The organism is Billgrantia saliphila (genome assembly GCF_002930105.1).
GTDB lineage: Bacteria > Pseudomonadota > Gammaproteobacteria > Pseudomonadales > Halomonadaceae > Halomonas > Halomonas saliphila.
The window spans coordinates 91,053-111,445 of sequence record NZ_PJRN01000012.1 but is presented as its reverse complement, the minus strand read 5'-3'; the positions used below and the strand labels follow the sequence as shown (position 1 = coordinate 111,445).

At 59.4% G+C, this 20,393-nt stretch carries 18 protein-coding genes; 11 read left to right on the top strand and 7 right to left on the bottom strand.

Features of this window, described 5'->3' with window-relative positions:
• The first annotated feature begins 29 nt into the window (after positions 1 to 29).
• The 10 genes from CYJ07_RS14250 (at position 30) to CYJ07_RS14205 (ending at position 9,575) form a co-directional block, all read left to right on the top strand.
• The gene (locus CYJ07_RS14250; RefSeq protein ID WP_104204378.1) at positions 30 to 1,052 is read left to right on the top strand and encodes a TRAP transporter substrate-binding protein; all 1,023 of its coding nucleotides are present in this window, start codon (positions 30 to 32) and stop codon (positions 1,050 to 1,052) included.
• 488 nt (positions 1,053 to 1,540) lie between these two features.
• Positions 1,541 to 2,401 (top strand): transketolase, encoded by an 861-nt coding sequence (locus CYJ07_RS14245; RefSeq protein ID WP_104204377.1) that lies wholly within the window; start codon positions 1,541 to 1,543, stop codon positions 2,399 to 2,401.
• Between the two features lie 12 nt (positions 2,402 to 2,413).
• Positions 2,414 to 3,436, top strand: coding sequence for a transketolase family protein (locus CYJ07_RS14240; RefSeq protein WP_104204376.1), 1,023 nt, complete (start codon positions 2,414 to 2,416; stop codon positions 3,434 to 3,436).
• 46 nt (positions 3,437 to 3,482) lie between these two features.
• A complete protein-coding gene (locus CYJ07_RS14235) occupies positions 3,483 to 4,460 on the top strand; it encodes a TRAP transporter substrate-binding protein (protein WP_104204375.1) in 978 nt (325 codons plus the stop codon).
• A 15-nt stretch (positions 4,461 to 4,475) separates the two neighbouring features.
• Positions 4,476 to 5,039, top strand: a complete 564-nt coding sequence (locus CYJ07_RS14230) for a TRAP transporter small permease (RefSeq protein WP_104204374.1) — start codon at positions 4,476 to 4,478, stop codon at positions 5,037 to 5,039.
• The gene (locus CYJ07_RS14225) at positions 5,036 to 6,295 is read left to right on the top strand and encodes a TRAP transporter large permease (protein WP_104204373.1); all 1,260 of its coding nucleotides are present in this window, start codon (positions 5,036 to 5,038) and stop codon (positions 6,293 to 6,295) included. Before CYJ07_RS14230 ends, CYJ07_RS14225 begins: the two co-directional genes overlap by 4 nt.
• Before the next feature lie 9 nt (positions 6,296 to 6,304).
• The gene (locus CYJ07_RS14220) at positions 6,305 to 7,186 is read left to right on the top strand and encodes an NAD(P)-dependent oxidoreductase (protein ID WP_269320548.1); all 882 of its coding nucleotides are present in this window, start codon (positions 6,305 to 6,307) and stop codon (positions 7,184 to 7,186) included.
• Between the two features lie 10 nt (positions 7,187 to 7,196).
• On the top strand, positions 7,197 to 8,036 hold the full coding sequence (locus CYJ07_RS14215) for a sugar phosphate isomerase/epimerase family protein (protein ID WP_104204371.1): 840 nt from the start codon (positions 7,197 to 7,199) through the stop codon (positions 8,034 to 8,036).
• Positions 8,037 to 8,048: 12 nt separating this feature from the next.
• Positions 8,049 to 8,801, top strand: coding sequence for an SDR family NAD(P)-dependent oxidoreductase (locus CYJ07_RS14210; RefSeq protein WP_104204370.1), 753 nt, complete (start codon positions 8,049 to 8,051; stop codon positions 8,799 to 8,801).
• Positions 8,802 to 8,855: 54 nt separating this feature from the next.
• Positions 8,856 to 9,575 (top strand): FadR/GntR family transcriptional regulator, encoded by a 720-nt coding sequence (locus CYJ07_RS14205; RefSeq protein WP_104204369.1) that lies wholly within the window; start codon positions 8,856 to 8,858, stop codon positions 9,573 to 9,575.
• Between the two features lie 107 nt (positions 9,576 to 9,682).
• Here CYJ07_RS14205 and CYJ07_RS14200 read toward each other — a convergent pair whose 3' ends face one another.
• The 3 genes from CYJ07_RS14200 to mdlC all read right to left on the bottom strand — a co-directional run bounded on the left by CYJ07_RS14200 (position 9,683) and on the right by mdlC (position 13,885).
• Positions 9,683 to 11,134, bottom strand: coding sequence for an aldehyde dehydrogenase (locus CYJ07_RS14200; protein WP_104204368.1), 1,452 nt, complete (start codon positions 11,132 to 11,134; stop codon positions 9,683 to 9,685).
• Between the two features lie 80 nt (positions 11,135 to 11,214).
• Entirely contained in the window at positions 11,215 to 12,234 is a 1,020-nt protein-coding gene (locus CYJ07_RS14195) for a TRAP transporter substrate-binding protein (RefSeq protein WP_104204367.1), read from the bottom strand.
• Between the two features lie 70 nt (positions 12,235 to 12,304).
• Positions 12,305 to 13,885 (bottom strand): benzoylformate decarboxylase, encoded by a 1,581-nt coding sequence (mdlC, locus tag CYJ07_RS14190; protein WP_197038375.1) that lies wholly within the window; start codon positions 13,883 to 13,885, stop codon positions 12,305 to 12,307.
• Positions 13,886 to 13,990: 105 nt separating this feature from the next.
• On the opposite strand from mdlC, the gene CYJ07_RS14185 reads away from it, so the two are divergent.
• On the top strand, positions 13,991 to 14,890 hold the full coding sequence (locus CYJ07_RS14185; RefSeq protein ID WP_104204365.1) for a LysR family transcriptional regulator: 900 nt from the start codon (positions 13,991 to 13,993) through the stop codon (positions 14,888 to 14,890).
• Positions 14,891 to 14,921: 31 nt separating this feature from the next.
• Here the strand turns inward: CYJ07_RS14185 and CYJ07_RS14180 are convergent, their stop codons facing one another.
• From CYJ07_RS14180 to pcaH, 4 genes are all read right to left on the bottom strand, one after another.
• Positions 14,922 to 15,482, bottom strand: coding sequence for a flavin reductase family protein (locus CYJ07_RS14180; protein WP_104204364.1), 561 nt, complete (start codon positions 15,480 to 15,482; stop codon positions 14,922 to 14,924).
• A 176-nt stretch (positions 15,483 to 15,658) separates the two neighbouring features.
• Positions 15,659 to 18,487 carry an AAA family ATPase gene (locus tag CYJ07_RS14175; protein ID WP_104204363.1) on the bottom strand — a complete coding sequence of 943 codons (2,829 nt, stop codon included), beginning with the start codon at positions 18,485 to 18,487 and terminating at the stop codon, positions 15,659 to 15,661.
• 362 nt (positions 18,488 to 18,849) lie between these two features.
• Positions 18,850 to 19,542: a protocatechuate 3,4-dioxygenase subunit alpha gene (locus tag CYJ07_RS14170; protein ID WP_104204362.1), complete on the bottom strand. Its 693-nt coding sequence runs from the start codon at positions 19,540 to 19,542 to the stop codon at positions 18,850 to 18,852.
• Positions 19,543 to 19,573: 31 nt separating this feature from the next.
• Positions 19,574 to 20,314: a protocatechuate 3,4-dioxygenase subunit beta gene (gene pcaH, locus CYJ07_RS14165; protein ID WP_104204361.1), complete on the bottom strand. Its 741-nt coding sequence runs from the start codon at positions 20,312 to 20,314 to the stop codon at positions 19,574 to 19,576.
• Between the last annotated feature and the right edge of the window lie 79 nt (positions 20,315 to 20,393).

The window sequence follows — 20,393 nt, the reverse complement described above, 5'->3', positions numbered from 1 at the left end:
ACGACAACATAACGACAAGAGGAATCCCCATGACACCCAGCAAGATCGTGAACCGTATCGCCCTGTCCAGCGCTCTGGCCGCCGCTCTCCTGGCCACGCCGACCCTGGCCGAGGCGACCACCCTGCGCATCGCCCACGTCTGGCCCGGCGGCTCGCTGATCGACCGCGAGCTGTTCCAGGCCTGGGCGGAGAGCGTCGAAGCGGCCTCGGATGGCCGCCTCGAGGTGGAGGTCTACCCCAGCCAGACCCTGGCCAAGTCCGACAAGACCTACGAAAGCGCCGTCAACGGTGTCGCCGATATCGGCGCCTCGGCCCAGGGCTACAACGCGGGACGCTTCCCGCTGACCCAGGTGGTCGAACTGCCGGGCGTCTCGGCCAGCAGCCGCCAAGGGTCCTGCATCCTGCAGTCGCTCTACGAGGAAGGCCACTTCGAGACGGAGTATTCCGATAGCCGCCCGCTGTTCATGTTCACCACCGGACCCGGCTACCTGCACACCCGGGAGCGCCTGATCGAGACCCCCCAGGACCTGGAGGGCCTGCGCCTGCGCCGCCCCACGCCGGTGGTGGGCGACATGTTCACCCGGCTAGGCGCTCAGGCCGTGGGCATGCCCGCCCCCGAGGTCTTCACCGCCATGCAGCGCGGCGTAGTCGACGGCCTGAGCTTCAACTGGGAAGGCATGAAGACCTTCCGCCTCAACGAACTGGCCAGCTATCACACCGAGGTGCCGCTCTACGACCTGTCGCTGTTCGCCACCATGAGCCAGCGCACCTATGACGGCTTGCCCGAGGACCTGCAGCAGGTGATCGACGACCATAGCGGTATGGAATGGTCGCTGCGCGCCGCCGCCGTCTACGACGAACTGATCCGCCAGGGCCGCCAGGACGCCGAAGCGGCCGGCCACGAGTTTCTGGTCATCGAGAACGCCCTCGACCATCCCGACTGGGCGCCCGTACTGCAGGAGACCATCGACCGCTACCTGGAAGAAACCGGCAGCCAGGCGGGCGAGATCTACGAGTCCGCGATGGCCCTGCAGAACGATTGTCCCGCCTGATCCCCCTTCCTTCCTCTATGAACGGCAGCCTACGGGCTGCCGTTTGCGTTTCTCGCCCGAAGCACCCATAGCCGACACAAGACTAAAGTCGTGGGCCAGTAGGAATGACCCGGCAGAGGAACTGTTGTCTCCGACATCCGCATATGCCAACCAATTTTCAATAAATGGTTGACCACTTAGAAAACAAACTGGTTCCTTTGAATGCAGACAAGACGGGGGCATGCTGAAATTCTAATTCAGTTTGTCTATATACATATCAGATCAAGTCTGCCGACACCCCACTGAAAGACGTATATATTTTTGTTTATAAACAATAAACTCAGAATTCAAAACACTCGACAATTTGTTGTCAGGTTAATGAACGCGAGGCTATCCAGCCCAGGGACCTATATACGGAATCCTTAAAATTAAAAATAGACTAAGGTCTTATTTCGCAACCAATCGGCCATCTCTACCTTGAAATGGTCAACCAATTGGAGGTGACTGGAATGAGTGACGCAGCTACCACATCGAAGGCCAGCGCCGTCGAGATGCTTCGGCAGCGGGCCTACAAGATTCGTCGCCACGCCTTGCGCATGGGCGAGGTGCAGGGCCAGGGCTATGTCGGCCAGGCCTTGGGGGTTGCCGACGTCCTGGCGGTTGCCTATTTCCGAGCGCTGAAACTGGATCCCAAGAACCCCGAATGGGAGGAGCGGGATCGTTTCCTGCTGTCCATCGGGCACTACGCCATCGCCCTCTATGCTGCCCTGATCGAGGCCGGCGTCATCTCCGAAGATGAAATCGAAGACTACGGCAGCGATGACAGCATCCTGCCCATGTCAGGCATGGCCGACTATACGCCGGGCATGGAGATTACCGGTGGCTCTCTGGGTCACGGCCTAGGTATTGGTGTCGGCATGGCGTTGGGTCTCAAGCGTAAGAAGAGTGCCTCGCGCATATTCAACTTGTTATCGGACGGTGAGCTGAACGAAGGCTCGACCTGGGAGGCCGTCGCCTCTGCGGCCCACTGGAAGCTGGACAATCTGATTGCGATTGTGGATGTCAACGATCAACAGGCCGACGACAAGTCCTCCACCGTACTCAACTACGAACCGATCGCCGACAAGTGGGCGGCGTTCGGGTGGGAGACCTATCGCGTCGATGGCAATGATTTGGAGGCGTTGATCGTAGCCTTCGACAGCGCCATGGAAAGCAGTGCCGACAAACCTCGCGTCATCATCTGCGACACCCTGATGGGTCGCGGTGTGCCGTTTCTCGAGACTCGGGACAAGACCCACTTCATTCGTGTTGATGAGGATGAGTGGAGTGTGGCGCTCAAGCAGCTCGATGAAGCCTACGATGTCCAGTAAGGAGGAAATGAGATGAGCGCCAAGCAGAAATTGAAAACCTCGGCAATGATTGCGTCCATTGCCGGAGAAGGACAGCCGACGACGTCGGCCCCCTTCGGACACGCGCTGGTAGAGGCCGCCGAGAAGAACCCGAAGATCGTGGGCATGACGGCGGACCTGGGCAAGTATACCGATCTGCATATCTTCGCTCAGGCCTATCCCGATCGGTATTACCAGATGGGCATGGCCGAACAGCTGCTCATGATGGCAGGGGCAGGCATGGCTCGCGAGGGCTTCATCCCCTTCGTTACGACCTACAGTGTCTTCGCCTCACGCCGGGCCTACGACTTCATCTGCCTGGCGATTGCCGAGGAGAAGTTGAACGTCAAGATCATCAGTGCGCTTCCGGGGCTTACCACCGGCTATGGGCCGAGCCACCAAGCCACCGAGGATGTCGCCATCTTCCGCGGCATGCCGAATCTGACCATCATCGACCCCTGCGATGCGGTGGATATCGAGCAGTCAGTGCAAGCGATGGTGGATTTCGACGGCCCCGTCTACTTGCGATTGCTGCGGGGCAAGGTACCGCGCGTCATGGACCGCTTCGAAGGCTACCGCTTCGAGATTGGCAAGGCCAAGCGGCTGATGGATGGCAGCGATGCTTTGATTATCTCTTCCGGGCTCATGACGATGCGGGCGATCGAGGCCGCCGATGAGCTGAAGGAGAAAGGTGTCGATGTGGCTGTTATGCACTGCGCCACAATCAAGCCGCTGGACACTGATGCCATCCTGGCGGAGGTTCGCTCTCACCCCGATCGCCCCGTCTTCGTGGCCGAGAACCACTCGATTGTCGGCGGCTTGGGGGAAAGCATCGCGTCACTGCTGATGAAGGAAGGCGTGTCGGTCAAGTTCCGTCAGATCGGTCTGCCCGATGAATTTCTGGATGCTGGCGCCCTGCCGACCCTCCATGACCGTTATGGAATTTCAACCAAGGAGGTAGTGAAAACCCTAGAGCAACATGTCTCCACAAGCGAAGAAATAAAGCCAACGATTTAAGACGTTAGCTACATTTACAACAACTATCTGAACAGAGAGAAACGTCATGAAAGCGACATTGATTGGATCCGCCATCACTGCCATTTTCCTTTCCGGTACCGCCGCTGCTCAGCAAACGCTCCAGCTTGCCCACAATGCAGCGGAGGGTAATCCGAAGTGGGATGCCTCCGAACGCTTCGCCGAGCTGGTAGAGGAAGGCACTGATGGACAGCTGGTAGTAGACGTAGGTGGCAACGCCCAGTATGGCGATGACATGGAAGCGCTGACCCAGATGAGAATGGGGACGCTGGCTTTCAGCACCAATAGCCAGGGAGCGACCTCGAGCGTCGTTCCGCAGTTTTCCGTACTCGGCCTGCCGTTCCTCTTCGACTCGCTTCCCAGCGCCTGGACAGTGATGGACGGAGAAGTCGGGGACGAGCTGAAGAAACTGGCGGAAGAGCAGAACCTGGTGCTTCTCGCGCTGTGGGATAACGGCATTCGACACGTCAGTAACAATGTTCGTCCCATCGAGACGCCTGAGGATCTCAAAGGCCTTAAAATCCGCACTCCTCCCGACGAGATGACCGTCGACATCTTCGAGGCACTAGATGCCAATCCGACCCCAATGAACTTCTCCGAGCTGTACATTGCCCTTGAGCAGGGAGTCGTGGATGGTCAGGAGAACCCGTTGATGAATATTCATTCATCCAAGCTTCATGAGGTGCAGGACTACATCTCGCTGACCGGCCATAAATATGAGTCCACTCCACTACTGATGAGCAAGGCTGTATGGGACACCCTAACGGAAGAGCAGCAGGAAGTGATTAAAAATGCTGCCATCGAGGCCGGGGAATTCAATCGTCAGGCCTCTCTTGAGGCTGATGAGGAACTTCGCAGTGTAATGGAAGACGCCGGTGTGGCGTTCAATGAAGTGGACCCAGAGCCTTTCATCGAAGCCACGGCATCCGTTTATGACCATTGGCGCAATGAGTATCCCGACCTGGTCGAGATGGTCATCAATGCGGCTCAGAGCGAGTCGCAGTAACGGGAGGGGCTTTTCATGAAGCTCTCGGAAGAGAGCCGCAGTGGTGAAGTGGGTACGCCCACTTCACTGCTAGTGAGCTCAAAAAATATCATCTATCACGCCTCCAAATGGATATCCATCGTATCCATCGTGGCCATTTTCCTTTCTCTATTGCTGGGCGTTGTGGTCCGGTATGTGCTCTCCACTAACCTGGGATGGGTGACGGAAGTACCCAATCTGCTTTTTCCCTGGTTGACGATGAGCGCCATCGTGGCTGCTGCTGCCAGGAACGAGCATATTGGAGTCGAACTGGTAGTAGAAAAACTGCCAAAATTTCCGAAGAAGATAACTGTATTGGCCGTCAACGTCATTGCGATGATTGCCTTCGGTGTCATGGCAGTTCATGGACTGGATGTCGTTGAGATCGCAGGAACCCAGCGACTCCCGATAACCCGGATCGGCATGTCCTGGGCTTACTGGTCAGTGGTGATCGGATTCATGGGCCTGGCAGTCGTCTCTCTCATTAACATCGCGATGGTGCTGACCGGCGGAGATCAATTCTCCGAGCCTCAGACCTCTCATGGGGAGGACGGAATATGACGGCCCAAATGCTCATTGGCTTTATTCTGTTTCTTTTGATGGCAATGCCGGTCGGCTACTCGCTGGTGATTAGTGGTTGGGCAGCACTGTCTGTCTTCGGCCCTATGCCGTCAAGCATGGCGGTCATGAAGATCTTTCAGCCGACACAAAGCTTTCCTCTGCTAGCGATCCCCTTCTTCATTCTATCGGGTGGCCTGATGATGTCAGGCAAACTGGGCCAGAAGCTGGTGAGTCTGGCTTCTATGTTGGTTGGAAAATATCACGGCGGCCTCGGGCAGGTTACCGTAGTGGGTTCGACCGTTTTCGGTGGCGTCTCCGGCTCTTCGGTGGCCGAGGCCTCGGCACTCGGCTCCATGTTGATTCCCTGGCAGAAGAGAGAAGGCTATCCCGGTGCCTTCGGGGCGGCCGTCACCTCGGCCTCATCGGTAATCGCTGGCCTGATGCCGCCTTCGATTCCACTGATCCTGTTTGCCACCGTCTCGAACAGCTCCATTGCATCACTGTTCATCGCGGCAGTGATCCCGGCACTGATGCTCGCCGGTGGCATGATGCTGGCCTGCTATATCATCGGCAGGCGCCGTGGGTTCCCGCGGCTTACGCTCAAGCACACTCGCGCCGAGGTGAGAAGCACGCTGATAACCGCTCTGCCGGCGCTGCTGATGCCGGTATTCATTCTCGTGCTGCTGAGGGCCGGTATTGCCACACCTACCGAGGTGAGCATCATCGCCGTTGCCTATGCACTGGTGGTCAGCATCGTCATCTATCGCGATCTCACTGCCGACCGAGTCATGAGTGCGTTGGTGAACACGGTGATCACTACGGGCATCGTCATGCTGATCATCGCGGCGGCCAACATCATTGCCTACATTCTGACCTCCGGTGGCGTGCCGCAGGCAGTCGCCCAGTGGGCCGTGGAGTATCTCAAGCATCCGATCCTGATCATCCTGGCGATCAACCTGCTGCTGCTCTTCATCGGCATGTTCCTCGACCTGCCCGCCGCCATCCTGCTGCTGGGACCGACGCTGGTCTCCATCGCCAATGCGATCGGGCTGGACCTCGTGCAGCTCGGCATCATCATGTGCGTGAATCTCAGCATCGGCCTGTTCACGCCGCCTATCGGCACTACGCTGTTCGTCTCCTCCGCCATTGCCCGTGAGCGTATCGGGGCCGTGGTGAAGGAGCTGGGCCCCTTCTATCTGGTCGCGATCATCGTACTGCTGCTTGTTTCCTATGTGCCGGCTCTGATCGTTTATTGAGGTGTGATTATGCGAAATATCGCTTTTGCAGGACTGGGGGCCATGGGGTGGCCCATGGCATCCCAAATGAAAGCAGGCGGCTTCCAGGTGCTCGGCATCGATGCGCTCGAACAGAAAGCGCAAGAATTCAACGGCCAAGCGATCTCAACCGAGGAAGAGAGTCGCTATTTCGCCAGCTGCGAGGCGCTCTTCCTTATGGTGGTCAATGCCGACCAGGTCCGCTCACTGCTGTTCGAGAAGGGAGTCGTCGAGTCGCTGGGGCAGGGTGCCTGCATCGTTCAGATGTCTACCATAGCGCCCGACGATGCTGCGGCCATGGCGAGAGACGTCGCAGCGGTGAGGCCCGACCTGCGTTATGTGGATGCCCCGGTCTCTGGAGGCGTGGTGGGCGCTCGCGCCGGTGAACTTACCATCATGGCCTCGGGGGAGGACGACGCCTTGGCGAGATGTCGTCCGGCATTCGAGGTGTTGGGCAAGGCCGTATACGAAGCGGGGGAACAGCCGGGACAAGGCTCCGCGATGAAGGCAGTCAACCAACTGCTGTGCGGTGTGCATATCGCCGCCGCCGCCGAGGCGCTGTCGCTAGCCGAGAAGAACGGTATCGATGCGTTGCTGATGTTATCCATGGTGACGGGGTCTGCAGCGTCCAGCTGGATGCTCAAGGATCGCGGACCGCGAATGATTGCCGAGCCGGGCGATGTTACCAGCGCCATCGATATCTTCTGCAAGGACATGGGCATCGTCTGCGACTCCGCGAAAGCCTCCAAGGCCTTTACTCCATTGGCGGAAACCGCTCGTCAGCTGTTCGTGTCCAGTTCCCAGCGCGGTGAAGGCCAGCTCGATGACAGCCAGCTGATTCGTACCTACCGGCTGCTCAACGGCACGGGCTGAGGAGTCATCAATGACCAGCTATGTATCTGTGAGCACAGCGGCCTACGATGGCTACGGGTTCGACAAGATCCTGCCATCCTTGGCCCGCTGCGGCGTGCGCCATGTCGAGTTCGCCTTCATCGAGGGCTATGTGCAGGCATTTACCGACAGCGACTTTACCGACCACTTCGCCAAAGACCTGAAGAGCCAGATGCAGCGACATGGACAGGAGTGTCGCTACTTTTCAGGGCATATTGACCTGGGCAGTGAGGATGCCTCTGACAGGCTCGAGGCACGCTGCCGCTTCGCTGCCAGGTTAGGGGCATCCTACGTGATTACCAACGCCGCTACGCTCGAGCGTGGCGACGCCTTCTTCCGGCAGGCCGATACATTGGCGGCAATAGCACGGAAGTACGAAGTGCGCGTCCTGCTTGAAAACCCCGGCAACGGGGAGCCCAACGTGCTCGATCATGCTGGCGACGTGCCTGGCCTGCTGGAGCGACTGGATCGTGATGCGTTTGGCATCAACTATGACGTCGGCAATCTGCTGTCGCACTGCCCCGATCGTGAACCGCTCAGCGATGCCAGCGAAGCCATGAGCAGTGCCAACCATTTCCATCTCAAGCCCTGCGTCCGAACCGCAGACGGCTTCGACTTCGTTGCCTTTGGAAAGGGAGATCTGGATGACACCGAGATAGCAGCAGTGCTTCTGAAGCAAGGCAAGCCATTTTCACTGGAACTTCCGTTCCGCCTCCATCGTGACGCGAATGCCCAGCCATGGCGTGATGAGAAACCACTGCCACTCGAGGTGATCGAGTCGCGCGTTACCCGCTCCCTTCAGGAGTTGGCTTTACTTTCCGAACATGCATAAGAGGACAATATCATGCTGCTTAAAGACAAAGTGTGCATCGTCACCGGCGCCGCAGGTGAAAAGGGGATCGGCCTGAGAACCGCCAGGCTCTTCTATGAACATGGGGCCTCGGTGGTAATTTCCGATATCAACGAGCAGGCCTGCGAGAAGATACGAGGTGAGTTCGATCCCGAGCGTTCTCTGGTGGTGACCGGAAACGTAGCGAATCGTGATGACTGCCGGAATCTGGCGAAGGCCGTCATTGACAAGTTCGGTCGCATCGATGTGCTCGTCAATAATGCCGGCATCACCCAACCAGTGAAGTTCGAAGAAATTTCGCCGGAAGACTATGACCGTATCCTTGACGTCAACCTTCGTGGCATGCTCTACATGTCGCAGGCTGTCGTTCCGTATATGAAGCAGGCCGGGGCAGGCTCCATCATCAATACATCCTCCGTGTCCGCGCAGCGTGGCGGCGGTATCTTCGGTGGACCGCACTACAGCGCTGCCAAGGCTGGCATGCTGGGGCTCGGCAAGGCCATGGCGCGGGAGCTGGGGGCACACGGCATCCGCATCAACGCTGTCACCCCGGGTCTGATCGCTACTGACATCACTGCGGGCAAGCTCGACGATCAGATGAAGGCCAAGATTCTGGAAAGCATTCCCCTCGCTCGGCTGGGTACGCCCGATGACGTCGCTAGCGCCTTTCTGTTCCTGGCCAGCGAGCTCTCGGGCTACATCACGGGAGCAACCCTGGATGTCAACGGTGGCATGCACATTCACTGACTATGCTAAGCTGCCCTTGTGGTCGTGGTATGGGGGCAGCGCTTGGATGACGTTATGAGCCAGATCGATCCGAACCTTCTGGACAGGCTGAAGGAGTTTGTTTCCGTCTCCGAGCTGTCCAGGGATGGCCGTTTGAAACTTCCACCGGAGAGAGCGCTGTGTGAGCACTTTTCCATGCATCGCTCCTCGGTCAGGAATGTACTTTCGGTACTACATAGCCTTGGTTTCATCGAGCGCAAGCAGGGCAGTGGCACTTTTCTCAAGATGCCTGAGCCGGTCTTCATACAGCTTTATTTCGAACTTGCGCTAAAGCTCAATTACATTTCCGTCGATCACCTCGAGACGGCAAGGGAAATGTTCGAAAAAGAGATCGTTCAGGCCGCCGCGGTGAATCATCAGCCTCATGAGCTGGAAAGGCTCGAACGGCTTTGCGATAGAATCGTGAAGTCCACTGATGTTCTCGAAGGGATAAAGGCTGATTACGAATTCCATGAGCAGCTTGCCATCATGGCGAAGAACCCTGCTGTCTTGATCATCTTTCAGGGGCTGTCATCAGTGCTGAAGAAGGTCCTTCACCAACGCAGGATCTTGGCAAGGCAATCCCGAGAAGCGCAAAAGAAAACCAACGAAACGCATATTGCGATTGTGGCTGCCATCAAGACTCGTGACCGGGAGTTGGCTCGTCAGTCAATGCAGGATCACTTCGAAACCTGGAATCAGCAAACGATGCGAACCTTCCCGGAGGCGGTGACGCCAAGCTTGCTCACCGAGTGAACCTCACGCACGACTCCATGGGTTATCAGGTTCATGCTCGCAGAGACACTGACTTATTGAGGGCTGCAAATCGCCATGCCTCGGGCAAGGCATGGCGACTGAGCCGGCTAGATGGGATAGTGCCGCGGCCCCAACTGAACCGTGATCCAGCGCAGCTCGGTGAACTCCTCGATGCCCGCCTTGCCGCCGAAGCGCCCGTAGCCGCTCGACTTGGTGCCGCCGAAGGGCATCTGCGGCTCATCGTGCACCGTGGGGGCATTGATGTGACAGATGCCCGAGCGGATCTTCCCGGCCACCTTGAGTCCGCGTGCCGTGTCTTGGCTGAACACCGCCGCCGATAGGCCGTACTCGCTGTCGTTGGCAACCCGAACGGCCTCCTCCTCGCCCTCGACACGCATCACCGCCACCACCGGCCCGAAGGATTCCTCGGCATAGAGGCGCATTTGCGGCGTCACTCCATCCACCACCGTGGCCGGCATGACCACGCCTTCGGCCTTGCCGCCGCTGGCCAGCCTCGCCCCGTGGCTCACGGCATCGTCAAGCAGGCCGGGGAGCTTCTCGCCCGACTCGGCGTTGATCAGGGTGCCCAGCGCATTGCCCTCCCCGCGCGGATCGCCGGCCTTCAGCGCCGCAGCCCGCTCGGCCAGCTTGTCGACGAAGGCGTCGGCCACCGAGGCATCGACGATCAGCCGCTCGGTGGACATGCAGATCTGCCCCTGGTTGAAGAAGGCACCGAAGATCGCCGCGTCCACGGCGGCGTCCAGGTCGGCATCGTCGAGCACCAGGAAGGGCGCCTTGCCGCCCAGCTCGAGCAGCACCGGCTTGAGGTGGCGCGCCGCCTTCTCGGCGATGATGCGACCCACCGGGGTGGAGCCGGTGAAGTTGATGCGTCGCACGGCGGGATGCGCGATCAGCGCCTCGACCAGCTCGGGCGCGTCGGCCGGCGCATTGGTGATCACATTGACCACGCCCTCGCCGAGTCCCGCCTCGACCAGCACCTCACCGATCAGGTGATGGGTCGCCGGGCACTGCTCCGAGGCCTTGAGGATCACCGTGTTGCCGCACGCCAGCGGCGTGGCCACGGCCCGGGTGCCGAGGATGATCGGCGCGTTCCACGGCGCGATACCGACCACCACGCCGCACGGCACCCGTACGCCCATGGCCAGATTGTCGGGCACGTTGGAGGGGATTACGTCGCCCTGGATCTGGGTGGTCAGCGATGCCGTCTCGCGCAGCATGCCGGCGGCCACCATCACGTTGAAGCCCGCCCAGGCCGGCGTGGCGCCGGTCTCGTCCACCATGCGTTCGATGAACTCGGCCTGGCGCGCTTCCATCAGCTCGGCGGCCTTGAGCAGCTTGCCGCGCCGCTCACCGGGGCCGATCTGCGACCAGGTTTCAAAAGCCTTTCCCGCCGCCTCGGCGGCGGCCTGGACGTCGTCGATCGTTGCCGCCGCCGCTTGGGTGACGGCCTTGCCGCTCAGCGGGTTGGCGCGCTCGAAGGTGGCGGATTCATGGGCGGGCCGGGATTGGCCGCCAATCAGCAGGTCCAGGGTATTCATGGCGAGCTCCTCATTGTTCTAGTGACGATTTTTAACGCCGTATGGCCGAGCGCAGGCACTTTTCGGATAGAGCCTAGCACTTACGCCTCGCACTGCTCGCGCAGGCCCATGGCTTTCTCGTAAATGGCGCGGGCCTCATCCAGGCCACGCTCCTCGAGCCGCTTGAGATAGTTCTCGGTGCCCTGGTTGAGCGGCTCGGCCCAGTCGGGATCGTTGAGCGGGTCCTCAACGACATGGATGGTGTCGCCCTGAGCCACGGCCTCCTCGCGACCGGCCTTGTCCAGCTCGTCGAAGACCCGCCCTGCCTGCTGGGCCCAGGCCATGCCACTGTTCTCGTCGATCACCGCCTGCATCTCGGGGGAGAGTCGTTCATAGCTCGCCTGACTCATCGTCGCCACGATGGCACCGGCGTAGTACGGCACCTGCAGGTGATACTTCGTCAGCTCGTTGATGCGAAACACCTTCATCGCCTCCCAGGGAAAGCTCAAGCCATCCATCACGCCGCGCTGCAGCGAGGTGAAGATGTCCGGCGCCGGCATGCCCAGGGGCTGGGCGCCCATGCTGGCGAGCATCTCGCCGGCCACCTCGCTGGGGCGGCGGATGCGCAGCCCCTCGAGATCGTCCGGCGTGCGGATCTCGGTATCGCGGGTATGCAGGTAGGCCGGCCCCGTGGTGAACAGGAACAGCACGCGGGTATCGTCGTACTCCCCGGCGATATCGCCTTCTTCAAAGAGGGTCTGCAGGATGCACGCGCCCTGGGAAGCGCTGTTGACGATACCGGGCAGTTGCACGATCTCGGTGAGCGGAAACCGCCCGGCGGTATAGCCCTGAAGCGTGACGGCGATATCGGCGATGCCGTTGACCGTCGCGTCATAGGCCTGATCGGCCTTGCTCAAGGTCTGCGAAGGGTACATCTCGACCTTGAGCTCGCCGCCGGAATCCTGCTCCACCTGTTCCGCCCAGGCCCGGTAGATCTCCTGGTTGACCGCCGAGCCCTCCGGCCAGAGATGCGCCATGCGCAGGGTGGTCTCGGCGCCGGCCGAGGCGCACAGCCCCAGGGCGGAAGTGGCAAGCAGCAGGCGTGAGATGGCGTGTTTCATGTCAGTGACCTCTTTATCGTTGTATTGGTGGCGTTATGTCGGCTGCCTTTCGATTGCTCCATGAAACGGATCAGGTGGGCAGGGTCGGCACCTCGATCAGCAGCGGCCGGTCCATGGCGAAGCCCTCCTGCAGCGCTGCAACCAGGGCCTCGCGGGAGTCGGCCAGGCGCGCCTCGACCCCGTAGCCGCGAGCCAGGGCGCAGAAGTCGATGCCCGGCACGTCGAGCCCGGGGGCGTCATCCACCGCCATGTGCCGGGCGAAGCCGCGCAGGGCGCCGTAGGTATCGTTCCTGAGGATGATCAGCACCGCCGGAATTCGATACTGCGCGGCGCTCCACAGTGCGGTGATGGCGTAGCTGGCCGAACCGTCGCCGACCACTCCGATGACCTGGCGCTGCGGCTGGGCGAGCTGCGCGCCGAGCGCCGCCGGTAGGCCGAAGCCGAGCCCACCCGCGGCGGGAAAGAAGTAGCTGCCGGGCTGGCGCATCTCGACGCGCTCCCAGAAGATCTCCACCGTGGAGGTCGACTCCTTGATGTAGATGGCATCCTCCGGCGCCAGGGCATCAAGGGTGTCGAACACGTTGGCCGGGGCCAGGCGCCCCTCGCCATCCTCGGCCGCTGCCGCCTTGGGGAGCGGCTCGGGCATGGCCCGCTCGCTCGGCGCGATGTGCGGCAATAGCGCCTCGAGCGTGGCGTGAACGTCGCCCACCACCGCATCGCCCATGGGGGCGCGGGCCGCCTCGTTGGCATCGCCAGTGACGTGAACCAGCCGCGCCCCCTCGGGCAGGTAACGCCCCGGCGCGTACTTGTGATAGCGGAACACCGGGGCGCCGACGACCACGATCAGGTCGTGCCCCTCCAACTGGGCGGCGATGCCGGCAATAGCCGCCGGCAGCACGCCGCGAAAGCAAGGGTGGCGATTGGGGAAGGGGCAGCGCGAGGCGGAAGGCGCCACCCACACCGGCATACTCAAGCGTTCGGCCAGCTCCACGGCCAGCCCGTTGGCCTGGCGGGCATCGACCTCCGGACCCAGCACCAGCACCGGGTTGTCGGCGGCATTGAATCGCTGAGCCAGCCGCTCGATCTGCGCGGGTGACGGCAAACCGGCGTGGTCGATCTCGCGCTCGACCACCAGCGCGGCGTCTTCGCCGGCTTCGCGATCCCAATCGTCGTGGGGAATCGAGACGTAGACCGGCCCCCGCGGCGGCAGCGAGGCGCTGTGGATCGCCTGGCTCAGTGCACGCGGCACGTCTTCGGGGCAGGCCGGCTCGTAGCTCCACTTGACCAGCGGCTTGGGCAGCTGCGGCGCCTCCACGTTGGCCAGCATCGACTCCACGCCGATCATCGAGCGCGCCTGCTGCCCGGCGGTGATCACCAATGGCGAATGTGAATACCAGGCGTTGGTCAGCGCGCCCATGGCGTTGCCGGTACCCGCCGCGGCGTGCAGGTTGACGAACGCCGGCCGGCCGCTTGCCAGCGCGTAGCCGTCGGCCATCCCGGCCACCACGCCTTCGTGCAGCCCGAGCACGTAGCGGAAGTCCTCGGGAAAGCCCTTGAGAAACGGCAACTCGTTGGAGCCGGGATTGCCGAAAACGGTGGTGATGCCCTGGCGGCGCAGGAGCGAATAGGTGACGGCGTGAACGCTCGGCATGCTCGATTCCTTGGTCTTGTGCAGTACGTGCCTTCACGCTAGTCGCCGCTGCTATAATCAAGCAAATCGATATTCTTTCTATGAAAAATAAAGTGTGTCTATGCGATGAATCACATCGACCTCAACCTCATGCGCACCTTCGTGCTGCTGTACGAAACCGGTAGCGTCACTCACACGGCCGAGCGGCTCTACGTCACTCAGCCCTCGGTCAGCTATGCGCTGGCCCGGCTGCGCGACCTCTTCGAGGACCGCCTGTTCGTGCGCACTCGCCAGAGCATGGAGCCCACCATTGCCGCCCGCCAGCTCTACCCCTCGCTGCGCGACGCCCTGCAGCAGCTGCAGGACACCATCGAGAGCAGCCGCGATTTCGACCCGGCGACCTGCACCCGCCGCTTCCGGCTGGCCCTGACCGACCTGGGCGAAATGGCATTGCTGCCGAAGCTCATGCGCCACCTGCACGACCAGGCGCCGCAGGCCGAGCTGGAAGTGGTGCCGCTGGAGATCGAGCACGCCGAGGAGTGGCTGGCCGCCGGTAGGGTCAATGCACTGATCTGCAGCCGCCCGCTGACGAGCGCGGCGATTGCGCGCCATGTGCTCTTAAGGGATCGCTACGTGTGCCTGCTCAACCAGGAACGCTTCGAGGAAGACCCCTTGACCCGCGAGCGCTTCATCGCCGCGCGCCATGTCGCCGTCACCTCCTCCTCGGGGCATGGCATGGCCGAAGAGGTCATGCGCCAGGAGGGTATACAGCGCAAGGTGAGCCTCGAGATCCCGCACTTCTCGGTGCTGCCACGGGTGCTTCACGACAGCGACCTGATCGCCATCATGCCGCTGCAAGTCGCCGCCAGCTTCACCGAAGGCTCGCCACTGACCATCCACGAACTGCCCTTTCACGTACCCGAGTTCGAAGTCGCGCTGCACTGGCAGGCCCAGGCCAGCCGCTCCCCCTCTCAGCGCTGGTTTTGCGAAAGCATTATTGAGGCGATTGGTAAGAGGGAGGGGTGAGGGTGAGACCTAGGCCACTGCCGGACAAGGCCTAGAGCATCTGTGGCAAGAACTGCTCGCGCCGGTCGATGATCTCGCCGGCCACCGTGAAGACACCGTCGCCAGTGTAGTGGAGGGTCTCGGGGTACTCGGGCGCTACCGCCGAGCGGGCCGACAAGACTTCCCAGATGAAGAAGTCGTAGCGCTCCACCAGGGAGTCGTCGAATAGCCGACACTCGAAGTGCGCATGGCACTCACCAACCAGCGGGGCGCCTACCCGTTCCGCCGGCTGGACGGTCAGCCCGAAGTGTTCGAACTTGTCGACCTCGGCGCCGCTGCTGTTGCCGATACCCACCACCTGATCGGTCAGGGCCGTCGTCGGCAGGTTAATGACGCATTCGCGGCTACGGCGGATCATCTCGAAACTGTGGTTGCCGGCCGAGACGATGCAGCCCACCAGCGACGGCGAGAGCGCCATCACCGTATGCCAGCCCATGGTCATGATGTTCCGTCGCCCTTCCCAAGCCGACGAGACCAGCACGATGGGCCCTGGCTCCAGATAGCGGCGCACCTTCTCCAGCGGCACGGGCGCTTTCTCGACATATAGGCTCATGGTTACGCATTCCGATCAGCAGCTATTGATACTGTCGGCAGTGTAGCAGTGGGAGGGGAGATAGGATTCGGCCAGAAACGGACGTTAGAGCAATATAAATAAATACCCGCCTTCTTTTGTTTCACTCCACCTGTGGTAACCACCAAGGTGACTCGGCTTCACATCGTACGCTAAAGTCAAGCTGACATTCCAGCCAGACAAACCTCAACATAAGCGAGCTCCTGGGTAAGTTCATCTGCACGTTTACGCAAAAGATCTAACTTCTTCTTAGCAGCCAGCTGAACCTCGGCTGGAGCTCTTCCAAGTCTTTCGATTTTTACAGCCCACATGTCGATTTTTTCGTTCACATCCTGAAGAAGGTCCTGACATGAGGCTTGCTTTTTGCTTGGAAAAAGCTGGCACTCCAGCAAGCGGAGTGCATCATAGATTTTAATGACTTCTTGGCTGGTTTTCGAGTGAACGAAATTCAAGCTGGCCTCATCGAACGCATGATGCTCCTGATTTTGCCCGCTCCAGTTAACGAGATCGTTCTTGATCAAATTGAAGTGCTTTAGATCGTAGGCAATATGAGGCTCAACTAACGCAAAGGTTTTTTCCAGACTTATCTGTAAGTATATATTTTTCTTAAGATTGGATTTCCCAAACTTAGCAGTGATCGATACTGAATTCTCCAAGCAATATTCAACCACCATGGACTCAAACCAGATTCGGCAGTAGATTAACGCCTGCCTCACGTCATATACCGTTAAGGCCTCGTGAACCTTCGCCTGGAACCCACCTGCGTAGTCAACAATCACGACACCCTTGTTTGTATAGCTAAGTACACAGCTGGAGTGCTGGTCGGCTTGTGGATGCCTTTCTGCAATGATGCAGAAACGCTCCCAAAAGAGGCGATCATGTGTCGTGACCACCATTTGAGTACGCTTAAGGTACGGATCCGAAAAGAACAAGTCGATGATATTGGAGCGGTGATCGCTGTCAATAGCATTGACTACATCGTCGAAAACGATTAACGGGAAATTATTTTTCTCGGCCATCGCCAGGAGTAGCGAAAGACCCAGTGTCCGCAAATGACCTTCACTCAGAATAGAGAAGGCATCAATGGAGGTACCGTCAGCGTTCGAGATCTTTATCCGGTAGCCATCACTGGCTTTATCAAAACGGATAGACTCGATGCGTTCGTGCTCATCATCGTGGTCATTGATCGCTTTGTAATAATCGGCAGCCTTTTTCTCAATCCCAGCGATTCTCGAATTTTCCAAGGAAAGCTTATAGCCTAACAAGTCACGATATAGATTACCGTACTCCAACTGTAGTTGCTGTATGAACGAATTGAACCTCGCATTGCCCGCATCCTCATTCTGAAGCGCGTCCGTTTGGAGCAACAGACTCGATATTCTCTCACCCGCGCTGGTGTAAGCTCGTTGCGAGGCTATCTTTTCAGTAAACAGCTCCCTAACGACCTCTTCTGTTTTCTTGAGAGTTGAAGCCTGTTCCTCAAGGCCGTTGACTATCACATCTGCCTGCTGAATCTCCACATTTTTCTGCTGACAATCATTAAAATAGGCTTCGATGCCTGCGGAGTCGACGGTTAGCAGCTGGGTAAAATGAGCGAGCACCTGAGCCGCAGCCATTGCTCTATCCGTTGCTTCTTGGAAATTAGAAATGGCTGATTGGAGGTCGCTTAGGCTTAATGAACACGATACACCTAAACGAGTATTCGTCTCAATCTCAGCAAGGCCAGTGGAGATTTTTGCAGCCAGTTGGGCTATGCGCTGATCGTTGCGTTGCTGAGAAATTTGTAGTTGTTCCAACATACTCAGTGACTGAAGCTCACGCCGAGCCTTCTCGAACGGGTTTTCGGTCACACTACGTAACGATGTGGAGCACGCAGGACATACATCACCCGTTCCCGTGCTCTCAATAGCCACAAGGGCTTCATAAACAGCGCGATAATTAACCGCTGAAACGTTATGGAGGAACGCAGCTTCGATCTTCGATTTTCTTGAGAGTAAGCGGGTAGCGATCCAACCAGCGCGGCGAATTCGCTCCATCTTAATAATGGTAGGGGGCTCTGAAAGCTTTAGCCTTTCGGCCTTACGGATTTTCAGCTCTGCCAGCTTCGCTAGACGCAAGAACCTGACACGTACAGCGCCTTGCTGATTAGTCGGCAAAACAAGATGGGCACACACTTTATTGTTCAGATCAATTATATTCTCAGCAAGGCGACGCCGCTCCTTAATCAAGGCCGCTTTCTCGCTGTCAATGGTAGCCAGGGCCTCAGTATGATCTTGGCGAAGGTACATATTGAGGCTGAAGCTTTCTGGTTTCACAAACCGTGATATGACGTCTTGAAACTCTTCGAGACCAAACAACGTGGCAATGACGTCACTCTCGTGGCTGCCAGTATCCTTGGAGCCAAGCAATGAGAATTCATGCAAGCGATTGCGATCAATAAAGCAGCTTGCCCAGGCGATGCTGCGAGTGACAGGCGCTCTATCTGTCCCCACTAGGGAGAGGGACATCTTTGCCGCCCCTCTAGCAATGTATTGCCTAACTTTGGTCTTGCGTCGATCCGCCTCTTTTATGTGCCCCGTGGTGCCATACTCCAAGGCTTCACACAGCGAAGACTTCCCGCCTCCGTTAGGGGCGTAAAAGATATTTTTTGTCTTGCTAAACCTCAGGTGACTTCCTTTGTCCTCTGAAGAAAGCTCACCAAACCCTCTGAAGTTTTTTACCTGTAGATATGCCAAGGGGCTCAAGCCAGAGGGGGCGACCCAATCAAGCTCAGGCTTAGCATCGAGAACCTTCTTGAAGCGTAAGGCGATACGCTGGTAGTCCTTCTGAAGAAGTTCGTCAGCAGCTGTGGCCAAGTAGGTTTTTATATGTTCTGAATAACGACCTTTACTCTGATTGGCCTTGTAGAGGCACCAAAAAAGCGCCAAATAGGCGTCGGACTTACCATCAAGATGACTTCTGGCAAAGCTCAAAAGGTATTGGCTCATCCCATTCTCTCCATGATGATGGGACTTAGCGCACCTTGACCATAATCATGTAGCCATCTTAAAAAGACTCGTTGTATCACTGTACGTCCCCCGCAGCCGTTTACCATAACGACTTTTTCTCAGTGCCAACATTGCTTGCTGCCTCTCCCGCCATGTCCGCTTTGGGTCGTTAGCTGCCGACACCCAGCCCCGCCGAAATTCAGCTTACAAACAAACACATTTCTTCAGCCTATACGCCACGACAGGCTTGCACCAGCGACCCAGGTCAACGTAAGCCAAAAAGACGAGAGCCAGCGCAATGCGCTGGCTCTCGTGCTGACGGCTCCGCCTAACAGAGCCGGGTTCGCTACGGTGACGCTGAATCAGAAATCGAAGAACACCGTCTCGCCTTCGCCTTGCAGCTTGATGTCGAAGCGATAGCGCACCTTGCCGTCGGCCTCTTCGCGCTTGGCGATAAGGGTCTGGCGGCGGGTCGGCGATTCGATGCGGGAGAGCACGGGGCACTCGGCGTTGGCGTCGGCTTCGTCCTCGAAGTAGAGGCGGGTCTGCAGGTGGATGTTCACGCCACGGGCGAAGATCGCCAGGTTGATGTGCGGTGCCATCTTCAGGGCGCTGCGGGCATTCGCCAGGTGGGAGTCCTTGTCGTCGATGACGCCATGCTCTTCGTCGATGCCGTCGACCCGCACGCGGCCGGGCTTGATGGTGGTCAGCGACCACTCGCTGCCCTCGTCGGCGGTGGTGGCGGTACGCCCGAAGCTGTTGAACGGTTTCTTCAGGTCGAACTCGGGCTGGTATCGGCCCTTGCTGTCGGCCTGCCAGGCCTCGAGCAGGGCGTCGCGCACCAGGTCGCCGTTGCCGTCGATCACGGTGCCGACCACCTCGATGTGCTCGCCCTCGGCCTCAGGCCTGGCCATTCGGCTCCAGATCTCCTCGTCACGCTCGGGCAGGCCGGCCACGTGAAGGGCCAGGCCGATGTGCACGTAGGGGCCGGCAGTCTGGGAGGCGGTCTCGCGCAGCATCAGCTCGCTGCAGGATTGGGAATTCGGCTGTTTCATCTGGTTGCCCCTTGCTGGTTCTCGAACCCGCTTACTGGTTTTCAAAGAAGGTCTGCAGTTCGCCGCGTACCACCAGGTCGAAGCGATAGGCCAGGCAGTCCATGGGCTTGCTGCGCGCCATGTCGAGGCGGCCGATCATGGTCTCGACCGCGGCCGGATCCTTGATGGTGTTGACGATGGGACAGATCGGAATCAGCGGGTCGCCCTCGAAGTACATCTGGGTGATCAGCCGGGTGGAGATAGACGGGCCCATCACCGAGACGTGGATGTGCGAGGGGCGCCAGCTGTTGGGGTCGTTGGGCCAGGGGTAGGGGCCCGGCTTGATGGTGCGGAAGCGGTACCAACCCTGCTCGTCGGTCAGGGTGCGGCCCACGCCGCCGAAGCCCGGATCCAGCGGGGCAAGGTAGCCGTCCTTCTTGTGGCGATAGCGGCCGCCGGCGTTGGCCTGCCACATCTCGACGAGGGTGTGCGGCACCGGCTTGCCGAACTGGTCGATCACGCGACCGAACATGATGATGCGCTCGCCCACGGGCAGGCCGGCCGCGCCCGAAAGCGACGGGTCTTCACGGAAGTTGAGCAGCAGGTCGTTGTCGTGGGGGCCCATGCGCAGTTGGCGAAAGTCGGGCCCGGAAAGCTCGGAGGCGCTGGGCTGCTGCATGCTGACCAGTGCCTGCTGCGGCGAGCGGGCTACCGTGGTCTTGTAGCCGGGCGCGTAGGCCGGGGGGTGCCAGTTACGGTCGCGCTCTACGAAGCGCTTGTTGTCGTCTTGCATGGGAATCGTCTCTGGGGTTGGGTCTCGCCCAGTGTGGCGCCTTGTCGCAGGTGCGCCAATTGACGACTCGGGCACCCCC

Bases quoted from the DNA above. Each gene is read 5' to 3' on its own strand.
- CYJ07_RS14250 (WP_104204378.1), top strand. From the start codon at position 30: ATGACACCCAGCAAGATCGTGAACCGTATCGCCCTGTCCAGCGCTCTG.
- CYJ07_RS14245 (WP_104204377.1), top strand. From the start codon at position 1,541: ATGAGTGACGCAGCTACCACATCGAAGGCCAGCGCCGTCGAGATGCTT.
- CYJ07_RS14240 (WP_104204376.1), top strand. From the start codon at position 2,414: ATGAGCGCCAAGCAGAAATTGAAAACCTCGGCAATGATTGCGTCCATT.
- CYJ07_RS14235 (WP_104204375.1), top strand. From the start codon at position 3,483: ATGAAAGCGACATTGATTGGATCCGCCATCACTGCCATTTTCCTTTCC.
- CYJ07_RS14230 (WP_104204374.1), top strand. From the start codon at position 4,476: ATGAAGCTCTCGGAAGAGAGCCGCAGTGGTGAAGTGGGTACGCCCACT.
- CYJ07_RS14225 (WP_104204373.1), top strand. From the start codon at position 5,036: ATGACGGCCCAAATGCTCATTGGCTTTATTCTGTTTCTTTTGATGGCA.
- CYJ07_RS14220 (WP_269320548.1), top strand. From the start codon at position 6,305: ATGCGAAATATCGCTTTTGCAGGACTGGGGGCCATGGGGTGGCCCATG.
- CYJ07_RS14215 (WP_104204371.1), top strand. From the start codon at position 7,197: ATGACCAGCTATGTATCTGTGAGCACAGCGGCCTACGATGGCTACGGG.
- CYJ07_RS14210 (WP_104204370.1), top strand. From the start codon at position 8,049: ATGCTGCTTAAAGACAAAGTGTGCATCGTCACCGGCGCCGCAGGTGAA.
- CYJ07_RS14205 (WP_104204369.1), top strand. From the start codon at position 8,856: ATGAGCCAGATCGATCCGAACCTTCTGGACAGGCTGAAGGAGTTTGTT.
- CYJ07_RS14200 (WP_104204368.1), bottom strand. From the start codon at position 11,134: ATGAATACCCTGGACCTGCTGATTGGCGGCCAATCCCGGCCCGCCCAT.
- CYJ07_RS14195 (WP_104204367.1), bottom strand. From the start codon at position 12,234: ATGAAACACGCCATCTCACGCCTGCTGCTTGCCACTTCCGCCCTGGGG.
- mdlC (WP_197038375.1), bottom strand. From the start codon at position 13,885: ATGCCGAGCGTTCACGCCGTCACCTATTCGCTCCTGCGCCGCCAGGGC.
- CYJ07_RS14185 (WP_104204365.1), top strand. From the start codon at position 13,991: ATGAATCACATCGACCTCAACCTCATGCGCACCTTCGTGCTGCTGTAC.
- CYJ07_RS14180 (WP_104204364.1), bottom strand. From the start codon at position 15,482: ATGAGCCTATATGTCGAGAAAGCGCCCGTGCCGCTGGAGAAGGTGCGC.
- CYJ07_RS14175 (WP_104204363.1), bottom strand. From the start codon at position 18,487: ATGAGCCAATACCTTTTGAGCTTTGCCAGAAGTCATCTTGATGGTAAG.
- CYJ07_RS14170 (WP_104204362.1), bottom strand. From the start codon at position 19,542: ATGAAACAGCCGAATTCCCAATCCTGCAGCGAGCTGATGCTGCGCGAG.
- pcaH (WP_104204361.1), bottom strand. From the start codon at position 20,314: ATGCAAGACGACAACAAGCGCTTCGTAGAGCGCGACCGTAACTGGCAC.